Source organism: Dyella sp. M7H15-1, from assembly GCF_004114615.1.
Classification (GTDB): domain Bacteria; phylum Pseudomonadota; class Gammaproteobacteria; order Xanthomonadales; family Rhodanobacteraceae; genus Dyella_B.
The window spans coordinates 2,510,681-2,531,688 of record NZ_CP035300.1 but is presented as its reverse complement, the minus strand read 5'-3'; the positions used below and the strand labels follow the sequence as shown (position 1 = coordinate 2,531,688).

General features: G+C 57.9%; 21 protein-coding genes. 15 read left to right on the top strand and 6 right to left on the bottom strand.

Annotation, left to right across the window (positions count from 1 at the left end; translation table 11 throughout):
• Window positions 1-71: 71 nt before the first annotated feature.
• The 6 genes from gyrB to EO087_RS11720 all read left to right on the top strand — a co-directional run bounded on the left by gyrB (window position 72) and on the right by EO087_RS11720 (window position 6,648).
• Complete coding sequence (gyrB, locus tag EO087_RS11745) at window positions 72-2,486, top strand: DNA topoisomerase (ATP-hydrolyzing) subunit B (RefSeq protein WP_128899023.1); 2,415 nt, start codon at window positions 72-74, stop codon at window positions 2,484-2,486.
• Between the two features lie 294 nt (window positions 2,487-2,780).
• Entirely contained in the window at window positions 2,781-4,088 is a 1,308-nt protein-coding gene (locus tag EO087_RS11740; protein WP_240669040.1) for a tetratricopeptide repeat protein, read from the top strand.
• Window positions 4,089-4,308: 220 nt separating this feature from the next.
• The gene (locus tag EO087_RS11735) at window positions 4,309-4,968 is read left to right on the top strand and encodes an energy transducer TonB (protein ID WP_128899022.1); all 660 of its coding nucleotides are present in this window, start codon (window positions 4,309-4,311) and stop codon (window positions 4,966-4,968) included.
• Between the two features lie 47 nt (window positions 4,969-5,015).
• Window positions 5,016-5,789, top strand: coding sequence for a MotA/TolQ/ExbB proton channel family protein (locus EO087_RS11730; RefSeq protein ID WP_205744357.1), 774 nt, complete (start codon window positions 5,016-5,018; stop codon window positions 5,787-5,789).
• A 10-nt stretch (window positions 5,790-5,799) separates the two neighbouring features.
• Window positions 5,800-6,222, top strand: coding sequence for a biopolymer transporter ExbD (locus EO087_RS11725; RefSeq protein WP_128899021.1), 423 nt, complete (start codon window positions 5,800-5,802; stop codon window positions 6,220-6,222).
• Between the two features lie 6 nt (window positions 6,223-6,228).
• The gene (locus tag EO087_RS11720; RefSeq protein ID WP_164931830.1) at window positions 6,229-6,648 is read left to right on the top strand and encodes a biopolymer transporter ExbD; all 420 of its coding nucleotides are present in this window, start codon (window positions 6,229-6,231) and stop codon (window positions 6,646-6,648) included.
• A 112-nt stretch (window positions 6,649-6,760) separates the two neighbouring features.
• On the opposite strand, the gene EO087_RS11715 is transcribed toward EO087_RS11720, so the two are convergent.
• The 3 genes from EO087_RS11715 to acs form a co-directional block, all read right to left on the bottom strand.
• Window positions 6,761-7,504, bottom strand: a complete 744-nt coding sequence (locus EO087_RS11715; protein ID WP_128899020.1) for a pyridoxine 5'-phosphate synthase — start codon at window positions 7,502-7,504, stop codon at window positions 6,761-6,763.
• Window positions 7,505-7,549: 45 nt separating this feature from the next.
• A complete protein-coding gene (locus EO087_RS11710; RefSeq protein WP_128899019.1) occupies window positions 7,550-8,194 on the bottom strand; it encodes a 4'-phosphopantetheinyl transferase superfamily protein in 645 nt (214 codons plus the stop codon).
• Between the two features lie 87 nt (window positions 8,195-8,281).
• The gene (gene acs / locus EO087_RS11705) at window positions 8,282-10,222 is read right to left on the bottom strand and encodes an acetate--CoA ligase (RefSeq protein WP_128899018.1); all 1,941 of its coding nucleotides are present in this window, start codon (window positions 10,220-10,222) and stop codon (window positions 8,282-8,284) included.
• A 292-nt stretch (window positions 10,223-10,514) separates the two neighbouring features.
• On the opposite strand from acs, the gene EO087_RS11700 reads away from it, so the two are divergent.
• The 9 genes from EO087_RS11700 (at window position 10,515) to EO087_RS11660 (ending at window position 17,621) form a co-directional block, all read left to right on the top strand.
• A complete protein-coding gene (locus EO087_RS11700) occupies window positions 10,515-10,697 on the top strand; it encodes a hypothetical protein (RefSeq protein WP_128899017.1) in 183 nt (60 codons plus the stop codon).
• Between the two features lie 91 nt (window positions 10,698-10,788).
• Window positions 10,789-11,976, top strand: a complete 1,188-nt coding sequence (locus EO087_RS11695) for a DUF6531 domain-containing protein (RefSeq protein WP_128899016.1) — start codon at window positions 10,789-10,791, stop codon at window positions 11,974-11,976.
• Window positions 11,957-14,260: an RHS repeat protein gene (locus tag EO087_RS11690; RefSeq protein ID WP_164931829.1), complete on the top strand. Its 2,304-nt coding sequence runs from the start codon at window positions 11,957-11,959 to the stop codon at window positions 14,258-14,260. The genes EO087_RS11695 and EO087_RS11690 overlap by 20 nt, the downstream gene beginning before the upstream one ends.
• A 58-nt stretch (window positions 14,261-14,318) precedes the next feature.
• Window positions 14,319-15,094, top strand: a protein-coding gene (locus tag EO087_RS11685; protein ID WP_240669003.1) for an IS5 family transposase whose coding sequence is annotated in 2 segments (ribosomal slippage) — window positions 14,319-14,688 and window positions 14,688-15,094 — 777 coding nt in all. Because the reading frame shifts where the segments join, the coding sequence is not laid out codon by codon here.
• Window positions 15,095-15,098: 4 nt separating this feature from the next.
• Window positions 15,099-15,905 carry an RHS repeat-associated core domain-containing protein gene (locus tag EO087_RS16280; RefSeq protein WP_164931828.1) on the top strand — a complete coding sequence of 269 codons (807 nt, stop codon included), beginning with the start codon at window positions 15,099-15,101 and terminating at the stop codon, window positions 15,903-15,905.
• A 31-nt stretch (window positions 15,906-15,936) separates the two neighbouring features.
• The gene (locus EO087_RS11675; RefSeq protein WP_128899014.1) at window positions 15,937-16,359 is read left to right on the top strand and encodes a hypothetical protein; all 423 of its coding nucleotides are present in this window, start codon (window positions 15,937-15,939) and stop codon (window positions 16,357-16,359) included.
• A gap of 18 nt (window positions 16,360-16,377) precedes the next feature.
• Window positions 16,378-16,593: a hypothetical protein gene (locus tag EO087_RS11670; RefSeq protein WP_128899013.1), complete on the top strand. Its 216-nt coding sequence runs from the start codon at window positions 16,378-16,380 to the stop codon at window positions 16,591-16,593.
• Between the two features lie 432 nt (window positions 16,594-17,025).
• On the top strand, window positions 17,026-17,373 hold the full coding sequence (locus EO087_RS11665; protein ID WP_128899012.1) for a hypothetical protein: 348 nt from the start codon (window positions 17,026-17,028) through the stop codon (window positions 17,371-17,373).
• Window positions 17,374-17,411: 38 nt separating this feature from the next.
• On the top strand, window positions 17,412-17,621 hold the full coding sequence (locus tag EO087_RS11660) for an antitoxin VbhA family protein (RefSeq protein ID WP_128899011.1): 210 nt from the start codon (window positions 17,412-17,414) through the stop codon (window positions 17,619-17,621).
• Between the two features lie 166 nt (window positions 17,622-17,787).
• Here the strand turns inward: EO087_RS11660 and EO087_RS11655 are convergent, their stop codons facing one another.
• The 3 genes from EO087_RS11655 to istA form a co-directional block, all read right to left on the bottom strand.
• Entirely contained in the window at window positions 17,788-18,180 is a 393-nt protein-coding gene (locus tag EO087_RS11655) for a helix-turn-helix transcriptional regulator (RefSeq protein WP_128899010.1), read from the bottom strand.
• A 329-nt stretch (window positions 18,181-18,509) separates the two neighbouring features.
• A complete protein-coding gene (gene istB / locus EO087_RS11650; protein WP_128897459.1) occupies window positions 18,510-19,268 on the bottom strand; it encodes an IS21-like element helper ATPase IstB in 759 nt (252 codons plus the stop codon).
• Between the two features lie 13 nt (window positions 19,269-19,281).
• Window positions 19,282-20,850 carry an IS21 family transposase gene (gene istA, locus EO087_RS11645; protein ID WP_128897722.1) on the bottom strand — a complete coding sequence of 523 codons (1,569 nt, stop codon included), beginning with the start codon at window positions 20,848-20,850 and terminating at the stop codon, window positions 19,282-19,284.
• Window positions 20,851-21,008 lie beyond the last annotated feature (158 nt).

The following is a 21,008-nucleotide window of genomic DNA, read 5'->3' as shown; positions in this document are numbered from 1 at the left end:
TGAATTGCATCTAGTCCGGCCCCTCTGGCGCCATACCGGGCGGATTAATGGCGTCGAGACACGGTCATTGCATGAACGCATCTTACGATTCGAACAGCATCAAGGTACTCAAAGGTCTGGAAGCGGTGCGCAAGCGCCCAGGTATGTACATCGGAGACACCGATGACGGCACCGGCCTTCACCATATGGTGTTCGAGGTTGTGGACAACTCCATCGACGAGGCCCTGGCTGGCTTTTGCGATCATGTTGTCGTGACCATCCATGAAGACGGCTCCGTCAGTGTCGTGGACAACGGCCGTGGTATCCCTGTAGACATGCACCCGGAAGAGGGGCGTTCCACGGCAGAAGTGGTTATGACTGTCTTGCATGCGGGCGGCAAGTTCGATGCGAATTCGTACAAGGTTTCCGGTGGTCTGCACGGCGTGGGTGTGTCGGTGGTGAACGCGCTTAGCGAACACCTTTGGCTGACGATTCATCGCGATGGCCACGAATACCATCAGGAGTATTCGCTAGGCGAGCCGCTTTATCCCGTGAAAATGATCCGCCCCTCGGAAAAGCGCGGCACCACTGTACGGTTTTTGCCCAGCCCGCAGACCTTCACTCATATCGAATTCCATTACGACATATTGGCTAAACGCCTACGCGAACTAGCTTTCCTCAACTCCGGTGTCACCATCGACCTACGCGACGAGCGTGGGGAAGGGCGCCACGACACCTATGCCTACGAAGGCGGCATTCGTTCCTTCGTGCAGCATCTAGCCCAACTCAAGACTGCGCTACACCCGAATGTTATCAGCCTCAGTGCCCAACAAGACGGCATCAATGTCGAATTGGCAATGCAATGGACCGACTCCTATCAGGAAACAATGTTCTGCTTCACCAACAACATTCCTCAGCGCGACGGCGGCACCCACTTGACGGGTTTCCGCGCTGCTCTGACACGTGCGATCCAGGCCTATATCGAAAAGGAGGGGCTGGCCAAGAACGCCAAGGTCACACTCTCTGGTGACGATATGCGCGAAGGGCTGATCGCCGTGTTGTCGGTGAAGGTACCTGATCCGAAATTCTCCTCCCAGACCAAGGACAAGCTGGTTTCGTCTGAGGTGAAGACAGTGGTGGAGCAGGTGGTCTACGAAAAGCTAGGCGAATTTCTGCTGGAACATCCAAACGAAGCCAAAGCTATTGCTATCAAGGTGGTCGACGCAGCCCGCGCCCGTGAAGCGGCGCGCAAAGCCCGCGAAATGACTCGCCGCAAGGGTGCACTCGATATCGCAGGCTTGCCGGGCAAACTGGCCGATTGTCAGGAAAAAGATCCTTCCCTTTGTGAACTGTTCCTGGTGGAGGGTGACTCTGCAGGTGGTTCGGCCAAACAGGGGCGCAACCGCAAGACTCAAGCCGTGCTGCCGCTGAAAGGCAAGATCCTCAACGTGGAGAAAGCCCGCTTCGACAAGATGCTCTCCTCGGCCGAGGTGGGCACCTTGATCACTGCATTGGGTACAGGTATCGGCAAAGAAGACTACAACCCCGACAAGCTGCGCTACCACCGCATCATCATCATGACCGACGCGGATGTGGATGGCTCGCACATCCGCACGCTGTTGCTGACGTTCTTCTACCGCCAGATGCCGGATCTGATCGAACGCGGTCATGTCTACATCGGCCTGCCGCCTCTGTACAAACTTAAACAAGGCAAGCAAGAGTTGTATCTAAAGGATGACGCAGCCCTCAATGCTTACCTGATTTCCAGCGCGGTCGATAACGCCGAACTCACTTACAGCCCAGGCGTGTTGCCGATTAGCGGCGAAGCATTGGAAAAACTGCTACGCGATTACCAGGGGGCGCTGGATCAGATCGAACGCCTCGGACACCGTTTCGACGCCAACGTGCTCACAGCTATGCTCGAGCATGCCCCCATCGACGCGCATCACTGGAACGATTCGGCCGCGATGCAAGCCTGGCTGGATGGTGTAGCGAAGAGTCTGGCTGCAAGTGGCTTGGGCAAACCGCGTTATCGTCTTTCCTTGCGTGCTTCCCACGCAGAGCATCCGGCTGCGATCGAGGTAGTGCGCGACCAGCATGGTCTCAGCCACATCTGGCTGCTGTCGCAGCCATTCTTCAGTGGCTCGGAATTTCGCCCGATTCTCACGATCAGCCAGCAGTTGGCAGGACTAATCCAAGCGGATGCTGTGATCCGTCGTGGCAACGCTTCACGTGGGGTCCTGAGCTTTGCCGAAGTCCGCGGCTGGTTGCTTGACGAAGCGAAGAAGGGACGCACCATTCAGCGCTTCAAGGGTCTGGGTGAAATGAACCCCGAACAACTTTGGGAAACCACCGTTAATCCCGAAACACGCCGCATGCTGCAGGTGGGCATCGAGGACGCTATTGCGGCAGATCAAATGTTCTCGATGTTGATGGGCGAGGCGGTCGAACCACGTCGTGATTTCATCGAAGCCAATGCATTGAAAGTTGCCAACCTTGATATTTGATCCACGAGTGGGCTGGAGCATCTACATCTGGATTGCGCCTACACGTGGATCATTAGCGTGCACATAATATCGCGCGAGTGCCTAATTTCGCACGCAAAGCAGATTTCACAAAACACGTATCCGTCAAGTAGGAAAAATGCGGACGCGCATGCCTGCATTGACATAAGTTATTGATTTGTAAACAGCTTTCATGCCGCACTGCGACTTGTTATCGACAGTCGGCTCAGGTTAATCTCAGTAATCTCCCGCACCGTTCGGGTGTGAAACCCGACTCCTTTGATTTTGAGGAACGCTATGAAACACGCTTCCCTGAAGATGCTGGCCGGCGCAGCGTTTGCGTTGATGTTGGCAAGCACTCCGGCGCTAGCGAACGACAACTCGTCGTCGAGCGACCAGCAGAAAGCGGCTCCGCTTTATCCAAATGCGACCCGCAAAGAACCGAAGCTGGATCTCACCGACAAAAAAGAGCAGCAGGCCCTCAATGACGGCCTGACGGCAGCCGAAAACAACGACAAGGACAAGGCCACGCAGTTGCTGCAGCCGATCGCCACGGGCAGCAAGAGCAAGTACGCGCAGGCCATGGCACTGCAAGGACTTGCTCGCGTCGATGCCACAAACAACAACCTTCCGGCTGGCATCGACAAGCTGAAGCAGGCGCTCACTAACGGTGTGCTGCCAAACGATGCTTACTTCCAGCTCAAATACGAACTCGCGACGTTCTATCTGCTTAATCAGCAGTATCAAGACGCCATCAATGAGGCCGAACAGTGGCGCTCCGAGGGTAAGAAGGAAACACCGGAGTCCTATGCGCTGGAAGGCGAAGCCTACTACCACATGAAGAAATACCCCGAATCCATCACTGCTATCCAGAAAGCGCAGTCGATGGCTGGGGACAAGGCAGATCCACGCTGGAATCAGTTGCTGATGCTTGATTACAGCGAATCCGGACAAACGGACAAAGCTGCCGCACTCGCCAAGCAGGCCGTCAGCACTTCACCGACCGACCCTACCAGTTTCCACAACGCGCTGAGCCTGTACATTCAGTCGAAGAACTACGCTGATGCGCTGAAGCTGATGGAGCAGACCCACATCGAAGGCAAAATCCCGTTCTCCGAGAACGACTACGTCACGATGGCCAAGCTCTACATGAATGATGCGCAGAGCGACAGCAACCAAGATCCGAGCGGTGACACCACCAAGGCTGTGCAGATCCTCCAGGAAGGTATCAGCAAGAACGTAGTGAAGCCGAGCGCTGAGAATTACATGTTGATCGGCGACGCCAATATGATCGGCCAGAACTTCAATGACGCCGCTGCGGCCTATCAGAAGGCGGCTCCATCTGCCAGTGATGGCGAGCCCGCCTACAAAGCCGGTGTGGCTTATGTGATGGCCAATCAGTACAGCGAAGCAAAGCAAGAGTTGCAGCAAGCCATCAGTAAAGGCGTGAAGCATAAGGGCAAGGCCTACATGGCCCTAGCCCAGGCAAATATCGGCCTCAAGAACAAGGCAGCCGCGGCCGATGCAGTCATGGAAGCGGAAAAGGACCCGGAGACGGCCGCCCAAGCCAAAAAATGGCTTAAAGACGCCAATATTGGCAATTGATTCGTAAGCACACGGCATTTGTTTCGGCCGCACAGATGGACGTCTATTCGATTGCCATCCAATGCCTATACGAAAGCTATACAAACGCCATGTGCTGTTGTACCGTTGGACTTTTCCCGCATTGTCCAGTGGCAAATGTCCCCCTTTTTGGGAACGGCTTTGCCGATGGTTGCTGCGACAACGTCATTCCGATTGACTAGCTCCTGATTGAAAGCGACAGATGGCCTCAAGTAACGAAGATACCGGCGCTAAACCGTTCAGTTGGGGGCGCACATGGGCGCTGGCGGTAGCCATCGCGCTGCATGCGTTTGCTTTCCTGATACTGATCGCGCCGATGGCGCCTCCGAAAACGGCGGAAGTTCAGAAAGAAAAGGTCGTGCAGGTGAACTTCCTCGAGCCACCACCACCACCACCACCACCACCGCCGCCGCCGCCAGAACCACCAAAGCAGCCGCCGCCGAAGATCATCAAGCAGGTGGTCCCGCCGCCAACTCCGCCACCGCCGGCACCGCCGCCGGCGGTGGAAGAAGCTTCGACCAATGCTGTGGCTTCGCCGCCGCCGGCACCGCCTGCTCCGCCGGCACCGCCGGCGGATATCCAGGCTGGCCAGGACATCAGCTACAACAGTCGTCTCCAGCCGAAGTATCCGCCGCAGGCTATTCGCCAGCGGCATGAAGGCACGGTGACTCTGCTAATCCTCGTGTCCGAGGATGGCACGCCGAAGGACATCAAGGTCGACCAGTCCAGTGGCTTCCGCGAGCTTGATCGTGCGGCGATTGAAGCGGCTCAGAAGTGGCGTTTCAATCCAGAAATCAAAAACGGTAAAAAGGTTGAGGGATACGTACGCGTGCCTGTCAACTTCAATCTCAACCAGCTGTAATACCTATTACAGTTACTGTTCACGCCTGACTTCCAAGGGTAGCGTTTATGTTCCAACAGACTCCTGCTTCCGATGCCGCTCCGGCTCTGGGTGGCAACGCCAATGCGATGGCCATGCAACAAATGGGTTTCCACGACCTGCTCCACAACTTCGATTTTCTGGGGTGGATCGTATTCGTGGTGCTCGTGGTGATGTCGTTCTCTTCGTGGTACTTCATCATCGCCAATGCCATCCGTAATTCAATGGTCCGCGGTCGCGCTGATGGCGTGATCAACGGCTTCTGGTCCAATAACTCCACCCAGGATGCTATCCGTGAGTTGGAAGCCCAACCCAAGGGCGAACCCTTCTCGAAGATCGCTCTGGATGCTGCCTCCGCCGTGGCTCACCACCAGCAGGCTTCCGCTGGCGGCGGTCGTCTTGCGGAATCGCTGAGCCGTTCGGAATTCATCGACCGTGCCCTGCGTCAGGCCGTTGCTCGTGAGAGCCTGCGTTTGGAAGGTGGCATGACTCTGCTTGCCACCGTCGGTTCGTCGGCACCGTTTATCGGTCTGCTCGGTACGGTGTGGGGCATTTACCACGCGCTGATCCGCATTGCCGCGTCCGGTAATGCTTCAATGGAAGCCGTGGCGGGCCCCGTGGGTGAAGCGCTGATCATGACCGCCTTCGGTCTGTTTACCGCTATCCCGGCCGTGCTTGCCTACAACTTCTTCACCCGTTCCAACCGCCTGACCTATGCCCGCTTCGATGAATTCGCGCATGACCTGCACGACTTCTTCGCCACCGGCGCACGCGTCGAAGGCGTCGCTCCGACTCAGAAGTGAGGATTGACCCATGGCGATGAGCTCCGGAAACGAGTCCGGCTCGCCGATGTCGGAAATCAACGTCACGCCGCTGGTCGACGTGATGCTGGTGCTGTTGATCATCTTTATGATCACAGCACCGCTGATGTCGCACCGGATCAGGGTGGATCTACCGACGGCAAATCCGAAAACCACGGATACGCCGCCGTTGACTCCGCCGATGGATTTGGCCATTAAGGAAGATGGCAACATGTTCCTCAATGACGATTCGAACCCGATCACCGATACCGAATTGAAGTCGAAATTCGCGGTGTTCGCGGCGATGTCACCACAGCCAGAACTGCAGATTCGTGCAGCCAAGGACACGGAGTTCAAGATCGTCCGGAAGGTTCTGGGCGAAGCGAAGGATTCGGGCATGGTGCACGTCGGCTTCATGACCACCGGTAAGGAGTGATATCCCATGGCATTTAGTATGGGTGGTGGCAAGGGCCCCATGGCCGACATCAACGTCACACCGTTGGTTGACGTGATGCTGGTGTTGTTGATCATCTTCATGATCACGGCACCGATCATGACTCACAAGGTCAAGATCGATCTGCCGCAGCCGAATCCGAACATCATTCCTCCGACTAACCCGCCGGAACCGGTTCACCTGAAGATCGACCAATCCGGCGCGTTCTATTGGAACGACACTCCGGTGGATGAGCCGCAGTTGAAGACTCAGATCGCAGTTATTGCAACCAAGAGCGAAGCGGATCAGCCGGAAGTGCAGATCGATGCGGCCGATCAGGTGCCATATCAGGTGGTTGCTCGCGTTCTGGCCGATGCGAAGAGCTACGGCTTGAACAAGATCGGCTTCACTGATAGCAGCGGACAGTAAGCAAATCGCAGCGATTGAATCGGAGCGGTTCAATCACTGTCAGGCGTTACCCGCAGAACCCCCGCGAAAGCGGGGGTTTCTGTTTTGCGTGGCTGTTTAGACAGCCATTTCTTCAGCGCAAAATTTGCAGATAGTTGCGCACGGTATTAGCCAAGCCTTCGTAAAGTGCTTCACCGATCAAGGCATGGCCAATAGATACTTCGGCAAGACCGGGGATAGCCACACGTAAAGTGCCGAGATTTGCTTGATTAAGATCATGCCCGGCATTGACAGCCAGACCAGCTTGTTGCGCACGACGCGCGGTATCTACGCACAGAGCAAGCTGCTCGCCCGCATCGCCTTCCTCAAAAGCTTGTGCATAAGGCCCGGTGTAAATTTCCACGCGTTGCACACCCATGGCGGCAGCATGCTCAAAACCCTTCGCTCCGGGATCGACAAACAGGCTTACGCGACAGCCAAGCTCGCGGAGTTCCGCAACCAAGGGACGCAGTCGCTCGGTGTCATTGGCGAGATCGAATCCATGGTTAGACGTGATCTGCCCATCACTGTCCGGTACCAGGGTCACTTGCGTTGGGCGCACTTCGCGCGCGAGCACCATCAGACCCGGGTAATTGCCGCGTGGCGCTGCCAACGGATTGCCTTCTATGTTGTATTCAACGCGTCCGCGCAGTAGAGCGGCCAAGGTTCGCACGTCATCAGGCCGTACGTGCCGCATGTCAGGGCGCGGGTGAACGGTAATCCCGCCGCAACCGGCTTCGATACAAGTGACGGTAGCACGTGAAATATCAGGTTCCTGGCCACCACGCGAATTGCGCAACACGGCGATCTTGTTGAGATTGACGCTAAGCAAGGTCATGGATTGGAGAGCAAAATAGATGTCGGGCCGAATACACTGCGCCGATCAGCCGTTCTCGGCAAGTGTCCAGATGTCCACAGCCAGTGATGGGCCGCGCCAAGCTAGGCTGGCAACATGATCACAGTCGATCTTCAGGCAATGGAGCTGCCACTGTGTGGCGTCATCACCGTCCAGCCAGAGCAGATCGGGCGACTCGGATGCAACACTCAAGTGCAATCGATGCAGGCCAAAGGTCACGCCTCGTCCCAGCGCTTTAAGTACCGCTTCCTTGCTGGTCCAGAGCTGCAGAAAGGCGATCTCACGCCGGTGCTTGTCTAGCGCCTGCAGTGCTGCTACTTCCTCAGGGTGGAAAAACCTCTCGGCTAATTGCATGGCCCGAGGTCTTGGCCGGATACACTCAATATCGATACCCGGTGCGACATGACGAGTAATGGCAATAATGGCCTTATCCACGCTATGCGACCAATTGAACTGCAAAACCTGGTTCCATGGTGGCGCGAGGTCCGGTCGCCCATGTTCGCCATCGATCAGAATGACAGCCTCGGCAGGCAGGCTTAGATACACACCCAGCAACGCTTGCAGCGGCCGACGCTGCTGGGATCGGTGATAGTCGATCAACCAGATATGTATGCCGCCGTCGCCTAGGTTGGAAGCAATGCTGGCGACATCATGGCCGAGAGAGGTGTGCATCAGCACATGCTGCCGGATCGCCACTGCTGGGTACAAGCGGTGGCGATGGACCTTTTCCCGATACTTGCGAGACGCCACACTAGAACCTCAGCGAATCAGGCGCTCATCGATCAGATTCTTCACTACGCCCGGATCAGCCAGCGTTGAAATGTCGCCGAGCTGATCAGACTGATTCTCGCCGATCTTGCGCAGGATACGGCGCATGATCTTGCCGGATCGTGTTTTGGGCAGCCCCGGAGCCCATTGCAAGTAATCGGGTGTGGCGATTGGCCCGATTTCCTTGCGCACCCAGGCAATCAGCTCCTTGCGCAATGCGTCGCTGCCCTGCTCCCCGGCCACCAGCGTGACATAGGCATAAATGCCCTGTCCCTTGATCTCATGCGGGCAACCGACGACTGCTGCCTCGGCCACCTTCGGATGAGCCACCAGTGCACTCTCCACTTCAGCAGTGCCGATGCGGTGACCGGAAACGTTGATCACGTCATCCACGCGGCCGGTAATCCAGTAATAACCATCTTCGTCACGACGTACGCCGTCGCCAGTGAAATAGTTGCCCGGATAGGCCCTGAAGTAGGTGTCGATGAAACGCTCATGGTCACCGTAAACGGTACGCATCTGGCCCGGCCACGAATCAGTGATCAGCAAATTGCCTTCGCAAGCACCATCCAGCACGGACCCGCCCGCGTCGACCACCGCAGGCTTTACGCCAAAAAACGGCAAGGTCGCCGAACCCGGTTTGGCATCGATGGCGCCCGCCAGTGGCGTAATCAGGATGCCCCCGGTTTCCGTTTGCCACCAGGTATCGACAATAGGACAACGCGCGTCACCGACTACGCGGTGATACCACTCCCAGGCTTCCGGGTTGATGGGTTCGCCCACCGAACCAAGCAGGCGCAAACTGGCACGCGAACATTTCTTCACCGGCGCTTCACCCTCACGCATCAAGGCACGGATAGCGGTGGGCGCGGTGTAGAAGAGGCTGACCTTGTGCTTGTCGACCACCTGCCAGAAACGGCTGAAATCTGGATAATTCGGCACGCCGTCGAACATCACCGTGGTGGCGCCATTGGCGAGTGGGCCATACACCACATAGCTGTGTCCAGTCACCCAGCCCACATCGGCCGTGCACCAGTAGACATCTTCCTCACGCAGGTCGAACACCATCTCATGGGTAAAGCTGGCGTAGACAAGGTAACCACCCGACGTATGCAGCACGCCCTTCGGCTTACCAGTTGAACCGGACGTGTAAAGAATGAAGAGAGGATGTTCGGCGTCCACCGGCTCAGGCGGACAGTCGACTAATTGCCCTTCCATCAGTACGTGGTAATACCGATCGCGGGGCGACTGTATCGGTACCGCAGCCCCGGTGCGGCGTACCATGATCACCGTTTCCACGCTGTGAGTACCCGGTCGCGCTAGGGCAACGTCGACATTCGCTTTCAGGGGAATCTTCTTGCCACCACGCATGCCCTCGTCGGCCGTAATCACCACTTTGGCGGTGGAATCGGCGATGCGGCTGGCGAGCGAATCGGGCGAAAAGCCGCCGAACACCACCGAGTGAATCGCGCCAATGCGCGCGCAAGCCAGCATCGCAACCGAGGCCTCCGGAATCATGGGCAGATAGATCGCTACGCGATCCCCCTTGTTGACGCCAAGATGCTTGAGTGTGTTAGCGAACTTGCAAACTTCAGCGTGCAACTCGCGATAGCTGATACGGCGCGAATCGTTCGGATCGTCGCCTTCGAAGATAATAGCCGTCTTGTCCCCGCGCTCGGTAAGGTGACGATCGAGGCAGTTGGCCGAGACATTCAGCAGACCATCTTCGTACCAGCGGATGTGCAGATCTTTCGGATCGTAGGAAACGTCGCGGATCTTGGTGGGTTTTTTCGACCATTCCAGTCTTTCGCCGATGCGACCCCAGAAACCTTCGGGATCCTTGACCGACTCGGCATACAAACGTTCGTAGTCCGCCTTACGAAGATGCGCCTTGGCGGCAAATGCGGGATCGACTGGATAGACCTTTGACATGTTCGCCTCCTGCTCACCGATCAACCGGGAGCACACTCAGTGAAAAACCGCATGACACTTTTTTGCGAAGTGTCGATCCATCGAGTGTAGCGTTTGGGCGGCTAAACCATCAAAGCTGCAGTGCAACAGAGGTGCGATGTCACCACCTGTTCCACACATCTCTGGCCTAATATGAGTCGTCGATCAAGCCGCACGGGGAAAATGGAACGATGGTTGAGCAGAATCCGTGTAATTATTCAGCCCACCCCTACCGATTTCCGCGCTGGATGAACGATTGTCACGCCGCACAACGTTGAGCACACTGCTCGCCGATGAACTCCTCCGTCAAACCCGAAGCGGCGTCGAGCGGATCTACTCCGCCATGCATACCTGCATCCAGCAGCAGCGCTCCGTGTTTGCGTTCTACTGCGACACGTTTCACTATGACTTCGGCGGCACCGACGTGAAACCTTCGCTCGTGCCTACCCCGGGCTGAATAGTTACACTTTAACAGGCGACGACGCACTCAATCGCCTGCTGCAGACGATCGACAACAACCACGGCACAAACTGACAGGGAGGTTGATCATGAATACCACGCACACCGTAAATTCGAACCATGGGTTCCCGATGGATCGTACATTGCGCAACCTAACCTCGGCTAGTTTCGATTTTGTATGTCACGTTGAGTGCGTGCTCGATCTAGGTTGGCATACTCTTTGTAAGAATAGACCCACCGTTTTTAGTAAAACGACAAGGCGGCCAACGCTTTGGTCGATAGTGAGCCGTTATGCGATGGTTTGTTTGCTGCTATGCCTGTTGGGTGTGGCGCTAAACGCGCGTGCGGATCACGCTCCCATCAACTATTTCGCCAGCACCAATTACAATCAAGATCCGTCGACCCAGCGTTATCCTTCTGCAGTAGCAGCGCTTGAGGCAGGCTGGCCTTGGTATGCGCAGCAAAGCGCATGCGGAACACACCCCATTTTTCCCGTTTTTCTGGGGAATGCGCGAATGAGGCATGCCGCGGACTACTCTGATGGGGATTTTTGGGAACCTTATTCCGAGCACCGATTGTGTAGTTCCGGTGAGATATCAAACCCACCGTCCTACACCCTGGACAATATCACCGAGCAATGGTCTTCCTGTACTTCGCCGCCAGCACCTGCCTACCGTTATCCTGGGATCTCTTGTCCTTCTCCGACGGGCACTGACATTCAAAAGTCACGTGGAAAGTCGGATTGCTCGTGTGGCGACCCTATTGACGTCGGCAGCGGGAATGTCTACGAGACTAAAACGGAATACCAAGGAAGCGGTCCATTCCCCTTGGAGTTGACGTGGACCTATAACAGCACAGGGAATAGCGGCTCTACATCACAAACTGAAATGGTGCTCGGCACCCATAGATCGCTGAACTATTTACGAACCGTGCGGGCATACAGCATGCCTGGCACAACCTTTGTCTCAGCCTACGTGACACGACCCGACGGCAAAACCTATATCGCGGACTACGCGAATGGTGTGTGGACGTTGGACGCAGATGTTGACGGCTCGCTCACATCCACGCAGGACAGCAATGGCAATTTTATTGGTTTCACTTATTTGAATGAGAAAGGTGAAACCGAGACCTACGATGCATCCGGAAATTTACTGTCGATGGCAGATCGAAACGGCTTTACGCAAACAGTGACGCGTAATAGTGCGGGTCAAATCGCCAGCGTGCAGGATGCACGAGGACGCACGCTTACGTTTGCCTATGACTTATACGTTTGGTAGCAACGGCAGAGTTGCAACGGCCACTGACGGTCTAGGCAATATTACGGCGTTTAGTTACGACAACGCCAACCTGCTGTCTCAGCGAGTTGATGCACAAGGAGCAAGCACCCAGCGCACCACCACCCTTCTTTGGAACGATGCCTTGAGGTTGCCGCTGACTCGCTCCGTGGCCAACGCCAGCGGCACCGTCATCAGCTCCACCCAATGGGTCTACCACACCACCGGCCAAACCCTGGCTCGCTGCGACATCGATCCGACTAACAGTGCGGCATCAGGTTATAGCTGTAGTACGACGGGCACCGTCCCCGCTGGCGTGCGCCGCAGCACCTACACCTACTGCACCGCCGTCGACACCGTGCAGTGTCCGTTGGTCGGCTTGCTACTGACCGCCACCGGTCCGCGCACCGATCTCACCCAAACCACCACCTACCGCTACTACATGACCGGTAGCGCGACGAACTGCGGCACGCCGGGCGCGGCCTGCTACCAAGCCGGCGATCTGCACACCGTCACCGATGCCCTGGGCCACGTCACCACCCTCGCTTCCTACGATGCCGACGGCCGCATCACGCGCATCACCGACGCCAACGGCGTCAACACCGATATGACCTACACCCCGCGCGGCTGGCTCGCCTCGCGCACGGTCGGCGGCGCGACGACTAGCTTCACTTACATGCCCTACGGTGCCGTACAAACCGTCACCGATCCGGATGGCGTCACCACCACTTACGGCTACGACACCGCACATCGCCTCACCAAAATCACCGATGCGCTCGGCAACACCATCCAATACACCCTGGACGCCGCCGGCAACCAAACCGCCGAACAGGTCCATGACGCCACTGGCACCTTGCACAAAAGCCTCACCCGCAGCTTCAACACCTTGGGCCAGCTCACCACGGTGATGGATGGCCTCCACCACACCATCTTCGATGCAAGCGCCGGCACCAGCTACGACGCCAACGGCAACCTGGTGCAAAACAGTGACGGTTTAGGTATCCAGCGCCAGCAAGGCTACGACGCCCTCAACCGCCTGGTGCAGACAATCGACAACTACAACGGCAGCGATACCACCACCCAGAACACCACGACGGCGTATCACTACGACAGCTTGGATCGCCTCACCCAAGTCACCGATCCCAGCGGCCTCAACACCACCTATCACTACGACGGCCTGTCGGACGAGACGACACTCACCAGCCCCGATACCGGCGTCACCGCCAAGACCTATGACGCCGCCGGCAACGTGCTGACCGCCACCGATGCCAACGGCAATACCGTCACCTACACCTACGACGCCAACGACCGCCGCCTGAGCGCCAGCTACGCCGACAGCACCCAGAACATCAGCTACGCCTACGACGAACCCAACAGCGTCACGGGCTGCACCACGTCGTATCCCATCGGCCACCTGACGCGGGTGATCGAAAGCGCCGTCACCACGGCGTACTGCTACAACGCCCAGGGCTACGTGATCCAGAAGAGCCAGACGGTCGACGGCCACACGGATGTCACGGGCTACATCCGCAGCCCCGGCGGCAAGCTGCTGAGCATCACCCATCCCAGCGGCAACCAGGTGAGTTACAGCTACGATGCGGATGGCCACATCAGCGGCGTCACCGCCACCACCGCCAACGGCACCACCACCCTGGTCAGCAACGTCACCTATCTGCCGTTCGGACCGATCAGCGGCTACACGCTGGGCAACGGGCAAACGATCACGCGCAGCTACGACGCCAATTATCGGCTGACGGACCTCGTCGGCCCGGCGTTCACCTTGCACGTGGCGCGGGACGCGATGGGCCATATCACCGCGACCGGCAACAGCCCCGGCGCCAACCCGGCCACCGAGACGTACAGCTACGACCCGCTGTATCGCCTCACGGCCATCACGGAAGCCGATGGCAGCACGCTGGAGAGCGTGACGTATAACCCGACCGGGGATCGGTTGAGCAAGACGGGCAGCGGCCTGGCGACGGGGGCGTACAGCTACAACCCCAATACGCATCAGTTGATCGGCACGGGGAATGCGGCGCGAACGGTGGATGCCAACGGCAACACCACCGCGATCAACCAAGCTGGCAGCACGTATGGATTTGGTTACAACGCGCGTAACCGGATGGCGCTCGCCCAACTCAACCAGAGCACGGTTGCGAACTACGCCTATAACGCCGACGGTGAACGCGTAGCCAAGACGGCCGCAGGAACGACCGAACGCTACAGCTACAACGAGGATAGTCAGCTTTTAAACGAATACGGCACGACCAATCGCGACTACGTCTAGAGCCTGTCGTCATGAGGTGTTGAAATATGGTTAACTACCCGCCATGGAATCTTGCTGGATGGAATCCTCTGTGACTGCAGCCTATCGACGCCATGACATCTCCGATGAAAAATGGGGTTTGCTTGAACCCCATTTGCCGGGTCAAGCGGGCCGATGGGGGCGTGTAGCCAAAGATAATCGGCAATTCATCAACGCAGTGTTCTGGATACTTCGCACCGGAGCGCCGTGGCGAGATTTACCACCCGAGTACGGCGATTGGAAGAATACCCATCGGCGCTTTTGTCGCTGGCGCGATAACGGCACATGGGAAGGTCTGTTGGAACGTGTGATGGATGAGCCGGACTTTGAGTGGCTGATGATCGATGCCAGTCACTGCAAGGTTCATCCTCATGCAGCGGGAGCTCGTGGCGGCAATCAGGGCATAGGTCTCACAAAAGGGGGCGCAACACCAAGATACATTTGGCCGTGGATGCGCATGGTATGCCAGTCCGAATTCTTGTTACAGAGGGTACCCGGGCAGATTGTTCGCAGGCCGCGGAACTGATCAAAGACATTCCTGCTGAGCATCTCATGGCCGACAAAGGTTATGACAGTGATGCCATTGTTGAGCAGGCTCATGAGCAAGGCATGCAGGCGCATATTCCGCCACGTAAAAACCGAAAAGAGCCGCGCGACTACGACACGTACCTGTATCGTCATCGCCACCTGGTTGAGAATGCGTTTTTGTACCTGAAACAGTGGCGTGGTGTGGCGACACGCTACGCGAAGAATCTGTCCTCTTTCCTTGCCGCTGTGCAAATTCGCTGCCTCGTCATGTGGCTCAGAATCTTATGACGACATGCTCTACCTTGATGGTATTCCGGTGGCGAACCTTGACACGCAGGGAACGGCCACGTCGGTCGCCTACGTCACGGCAGATCAGCTGAGCACGCCGCGAGCCGTCGCCGATAGCAGCGGCAACTCGATATGGACATGGGCCTATCAAGGGAATGCCTGGGCTGAACAAGCACCCACAAGCAATGGCTATACGTATAACTTTCGCTTCCCGGGGCAGTACTTTGATGCCGAGACGGGCCTGGTTTACAACGGTGCGCGCTATTACGACCCGGCATCGGGACGCTTCCCGCAAGCTGATCCGGCTGGACTCCGCGGTGGCATCAATCCGTATGTTTACGGCCTCAACGATCCGCTGACGTATATCGACCCATCAGGGCTGTCGCCCCCAGGCGCACCGCCGCCGATCGGGCCGTTTCCGCCGGAAGATCCCGGACAACTTCCTGGTGCATCAGATATCCCGGGTGGTCTTCCTGGTGGGCCATGGACACCAGCAGGGCCGGGTCAGTTACCGGGTGATTTCTATGGTCCAGCTCAACCGAAGGGTGGGAGGGCGATGTGCAGGTGGGTGCCTGAAGGTAATAATGGCGAGCCGCCCTATTGGAAAACAAAGGCACCAGGCCAGAAGGGTTGGGATCGTTGGAACTTGAATGGAAATTGGCAACCGCCAGAACAGGCACATCCTGGAAATCCGCCACCAGCGGAGCCGCCTGTTGAGCCTACGCCGCCTGCCGAACCGCCAGTCACAGAACCCCCGGTTACTGAGCCGCCGGTGATAGAACCGCCTATTATTGATCCGATCATTCCATGAAGACGACGATCACTGTTACACCGGAGCAGTTATGACTTCCGAAGAAATGGATGCTCGCGAAGAGTTTGAAAACTGTTTCCTTCACTTTGTCCAAGCGTTGCAGGTTTTGTCCCACGATGCAGATACGCAGTGTGAGGAGATGGGCAACTACAACACGCCATGGGAAATTCAACGCGATACAGCCGGTAGTGGTTTGGGATCTTTGCGTTTGTCGGCGCCGTATCTAAGCTGGGGACAGGCCGAAAAGATTGTTGATCTGGTGGCTGCATTGAGGCGATTACCAAAGGAGGCGCTGTCAGTGCCAGTGCCTCATATGAAGATGATTGGCCACGCTGGATGCATTACTGCGATGAACCATCCGGCTTGGGAGCCGCTTCGCAAGGAGGCTACACAGTTGCTAGTGCTGTTGGAACCGGCAATCAAACGAAACGAAGCCTATTTCCAGGAGCAATAGAAAGCTTGGTGTTAATCCATGGGTAATCGAACTGTTGAAAAAACCATCACGTTCACCCTCGACGCCACCACGCCGCTGAGCGCGGACGAGCAAGCCATGCTCGTCCGCTTGGCAGCCATGCCAAACAGTGACATCGACTGCAGCGACATCCCGCCCAGCTCGCCCGATGCCAAATGGATGCGGCCAGGCGGTCCGCCGGTCGTCATCGCGCAGGAACGTAAGCCACGCAACTAGCCAGGCGTTTTTGCATCATCACTGCATCACGTTTGGCTCATGGTTGTATTAGCCGTGACGCAAAGTGCATCACCTTCGTATTAAGTTTGTCTCACCTTGGCATCATCGTTGTCTCTGCCCATGGCCCTGCGGGCCATGGGGATGGTGGTGGACCCTCTTGGCGTGCAATCTGGCCGTTTTTAGGGGTGTTTGCGGGCCGTTGGAGGTGTCCCTTAACCCCCAAATCGCGCCATACACATTACGCTCCTCTGCGGGAGCGATAAGAGCATGCGCAACGCGTTGATGCGCAAATCAATATTCAAAAGTGAGACAAAGTTAATACACGCAAAAATGCTTACACGACTACTACACGATGCCGCGCAAATGGCTATGCTGTGCGCATGAAGCGATTACAAACCGCTTACATGCTCGCAACGGAGTGACTTGCTCTGCATGAAGGTCGTCAGCATCCGGCTCTCTGAAGCCGCCGCCACCCGTTATCAGGCTATGGCCGACGAGGCTTGGCCGAACCCGATTCCACTCTCCACCTACCTCAAGCGTCGGCTCGAAGAAGGCGATGCCATCGCCGAACATCTTGACGCGTTGCGTTTGGACATCCGTGATTTAGCGGTCGATATCGGTCGAGGGCATGGACGGCCTGATGGTAGCCACGCGGACAGTGTGGCTATCGAAACTCTGCTACTGCTACGCGCCGTGACCAATCCGCAACACGTGCGTATGGTGCAGGCGGAACTGCAACGCCAGGGCATCACGCCTTGGCAAGCAGAAACATCGCAGTGACTCGAATCGGGTCATCGAGTGATCAACCAGGTGTGCACATGATCGATGAAAAGGAAAAGCTGGAACGTCATCGGGCGGTGGCCAATGCCATCGCTACAGTGCGCTTAGAAGGTCTGAGCGTCGATCCAGTGACGACGGAAGATCTAAACCGCCATGCACGTGGTGAGATCGAACTGGACGCCGTGCTGCGCCATCTGCGCGAGCGAATTGCCGCCGGTGCGTTCCGTGATCCATCCACAGCACCCTAAAGAGAAGCGGTTACCCGGGCCGGGTAATGCTGATTGCCTTGGAAATTTAGCCAGCTAAATCTTTTATAGAAATAAAAAACACCCACCTCTCAGGCCGCTGTCGCGGCCCGTGAGGCGGGTACTATGCGATCGACGCCGAGGTCGAACCGTTTTATCTCTTAGCCGCTTATCGGCTGGCTTGCTGCAGCACCGTGTCGAGCATCTGGCTGACGAACTTCTGCTGTGCCTTGGGGAGCTGACTGACTTGCTCTAGCTGCTGCTGTAACCGCGATGCCGGACCGCGCTTGCTGTTGCGCTTCGTGTCCTCGCCAATCAGCTCCTCGATCGACGTATGCAACGCACGGGCGATCACCGGCAATGCCGATACCTGGATGCGTCGCCGCCCCACCTCGTAGGCGTTGATGGTCTGCTGCGACACGCCCAGCAGCTCGGCGAGCTGGACCTGGGTGATGTCTTGCTCCTTGCGTAGCTGCGCAATGCGGTTGCCGAGCTGGACGAAGAAAGCTTGCTCTTCCTTGCTGAGGGCCACGGTCGAAATCACGGACGGGAGGGTGGCCATAACCGTAAGTCCTCATCTGACTGCGTATTCCGACGCAAATCGGCCACTGATTCCGAGCTAAATCGGCCACCCGTTCCGACGTAAATCGGCCCCCCATTCCGAGCCAAATCGGCCACCCTGCCAACGTCATGCGTGGACCCCTGATCGGGCACGCTCGCCCGCTTTTCCCCAGCGAGCAGAGCGATGCCCAAAGCGAGGTTGTCCATGCGCAAGATTCGAGAAGTTCTCCGGCTCACTGCGGATTTCGGCGATCGTGACCGCGTATTTCGGTTGATCGTGACCGGTCAGCGCCAGTCATTGTGCGGTGCACTCGAGTGTAACTGGACCGGTCACGATGAGGTATCGGCGGCTGGCTTGGCGGAGGACTTTCGGCGCATCGATTCGCCCTTCAGCACGATGCGATGAGAGCGGTGTACGAGACGGTCGAGGATGGCATCGGCGAGGGTGGGATCGTTGAGCCAGGCGTGCCAGTGTTCGATCGGTAGCTGGCTGGTGATGAGGGTCGATTTGCCGTTGCCGCGATCGTCGATGACCTCCAGCAGATCATGGCGCGCCGCCTGATCGAGCGGTGTCATGCCCCAATCGTCAAGGATTAGCACGTCGATGCGCGCCAACTGAGCAAGCACGCGACCGAAGCTGCCGTCGGCGTGGGCGATGCGTAGCATCTCGGCGAGGCGTGGCACACGCTGATACAGCACCGGGAAGCCTTGGCGGCAGGCATGTTGTCCAAGCGCACACGCCAGCCACGTTTTACCAACCCCGGTCGGACCGGTCAGCAACACACTTTGCCCCTGCCGGATCCAGTCGCCGCCGGACAAGGTGGCGATCAGGCGTTTGTCGATACCGCGGTCGGCGCTGTACTGCACATCTTCCAGGCAGGCCTGGGCGTGTTTGAGCTTGGCCACACGAAGTAATCGTTCCTGCCGTCGACCGTCACGCCAATGGCGTTCGCGATCGACCAGCATGCCGAGCCGATCTTCGAACGGCAGATCGTGACAGGCCGGCAACAGGCGCTGTTCTTCCAGCGCCTGTGCCATGCCGTCGAGCTTGAGGGCACGCAAGTGTTCAAGGGTGGGATGGATCAACAAGGTGGTCTCCTTTTCAGTGAGTGGTGGGTGGATCGCGGTAATAGGTGGGGCCACGCAGGTTGACGTGGTCGGGTGTGACCCAGTCGGTTTGGGCGATGGCGCTGGGCAAGGGGTGTTGATCGAGCTTGTTGTGCAGGATCGACTGCACGGATTTGCGCGTGCGCGAACCGATCGCCCACGCGCGTGCGCAGGCCGCTTCCAGGCGGTCGTCGCCGTACTGGCGCGCGAGCGCCAGCAGCCCCAGGCAACTGCGATAGCCCATCTCCGGATGCGGGCGCTCGGTCAGCAGGTGCTCGACCAACTGACGGGTTGCCGCGCCGATCGTGTCGGCCCAGTGCAGGAAGCGACCGGGTGACCATTCCCGATGCGCACGATGTGCGGCCGGCATGTGGTCGGCGACGGTGGTGTGGCGTCCGCGCGCCGGGGAGCGGACGTGGCTGGCGATGCGCTGGCCGGCATGCAGGATCTCGACGGTGGTGTCGGTGATGCGCGCCTCGACGGTCTTGCGTACCAGGCTATGCGGCACGCTGTAGTAATGGCCATCGACCTCGATGTGGTAATCGATGTTGACCTTGCACGGCTTGAAGCGCGCCGGCTCATAGGGTTGCGCCGGCAAGGGCATCAGGGCGGGACGGTCGATCGTCTCGAACCACGAACGGCGCGAGCCGTCGAGCTTCTTGAACGGCCGTGCATTCAAGTCCGTCAGCAGGTCGGCGATGGCGTGATTGAGAGCGCTGAAGGTAAAAAAGCACGGATGGCGCAAGCGCGCGAGGATCCAGCGCTCGACCACCTGCACGCCGACCTCGACCTTGGCCTTGTCCTGCGGGCGTCGTGGGCGGGCCGGCAGGATCGCCATGCCGTAATGCTCTGCACACACCTGCGTAGCACGGTTGAGCACGGGCTCGTAGCGATCCGGCTGGGTGATCAGCGCGCGCGGATTGTCAGGTACCACCAGCGCCGGCACGCCACCAAAAAATGCCAACGTCTGCGTCAAGCCGCGCAGCCAGTCGATCTGCGTTTCGCCCGGTGTGGCGCAGGCATAGGTGAAACTGGACGCACCCAGCACGGCCACGAAGATGTGCGCTCGCTGCAGCTCGCCGGTGTCGGGGTTGACGACGCCAAGGGTGGGGCCGGCGTAGTCGATAAACAGCTTTTCACCGGCAACGTGCAACTGACGCATCGAACGGCGCAGCGAGGCCGTGTAGTCGTGGAGGTGCTGGCAAAACTGGGTGTATTGGTACGTGAGACGGCCAGCGTTCGCGTCGCAGTATTCCTGCCACAACAATTGTCGCGTGACGCCTTTGCGGCGCAACTCCCGATGCACCCATGGCAGATCGATGGGTGCCCGCTCGCCACGCACGGCGGGTGGTGACATACACAGCTGGGCGGCAATCGCGTTGTCGTCCATGGCGGACAGGCCGGGCCAGTCCAGTCCGGCGGCCGTGGCACGTTTCACGTACTTGCTGACCACGCCCTTGGACAGACCCAAGGCCAAGGCGATGCGTTCGTGCGAGAGGTCGCACTCCAGCTTCAGTCGAAGACATTCTTTGATCTTGCGCATAGCTACTCGCGGGGTCGGCATCGCCACTCCAAAAAGCCGTGGAGGATGCCGTTGCGTTGAAGTTATGCACAACGAGGGGCGCGTTTCGGTAAGCCGTGACCGCTGATTTCGGTGACCGTCGAAAATCGGTCACGATCAACCGAAACGGGCGGTCACGGCTTACCGAAATGACCGGTCAC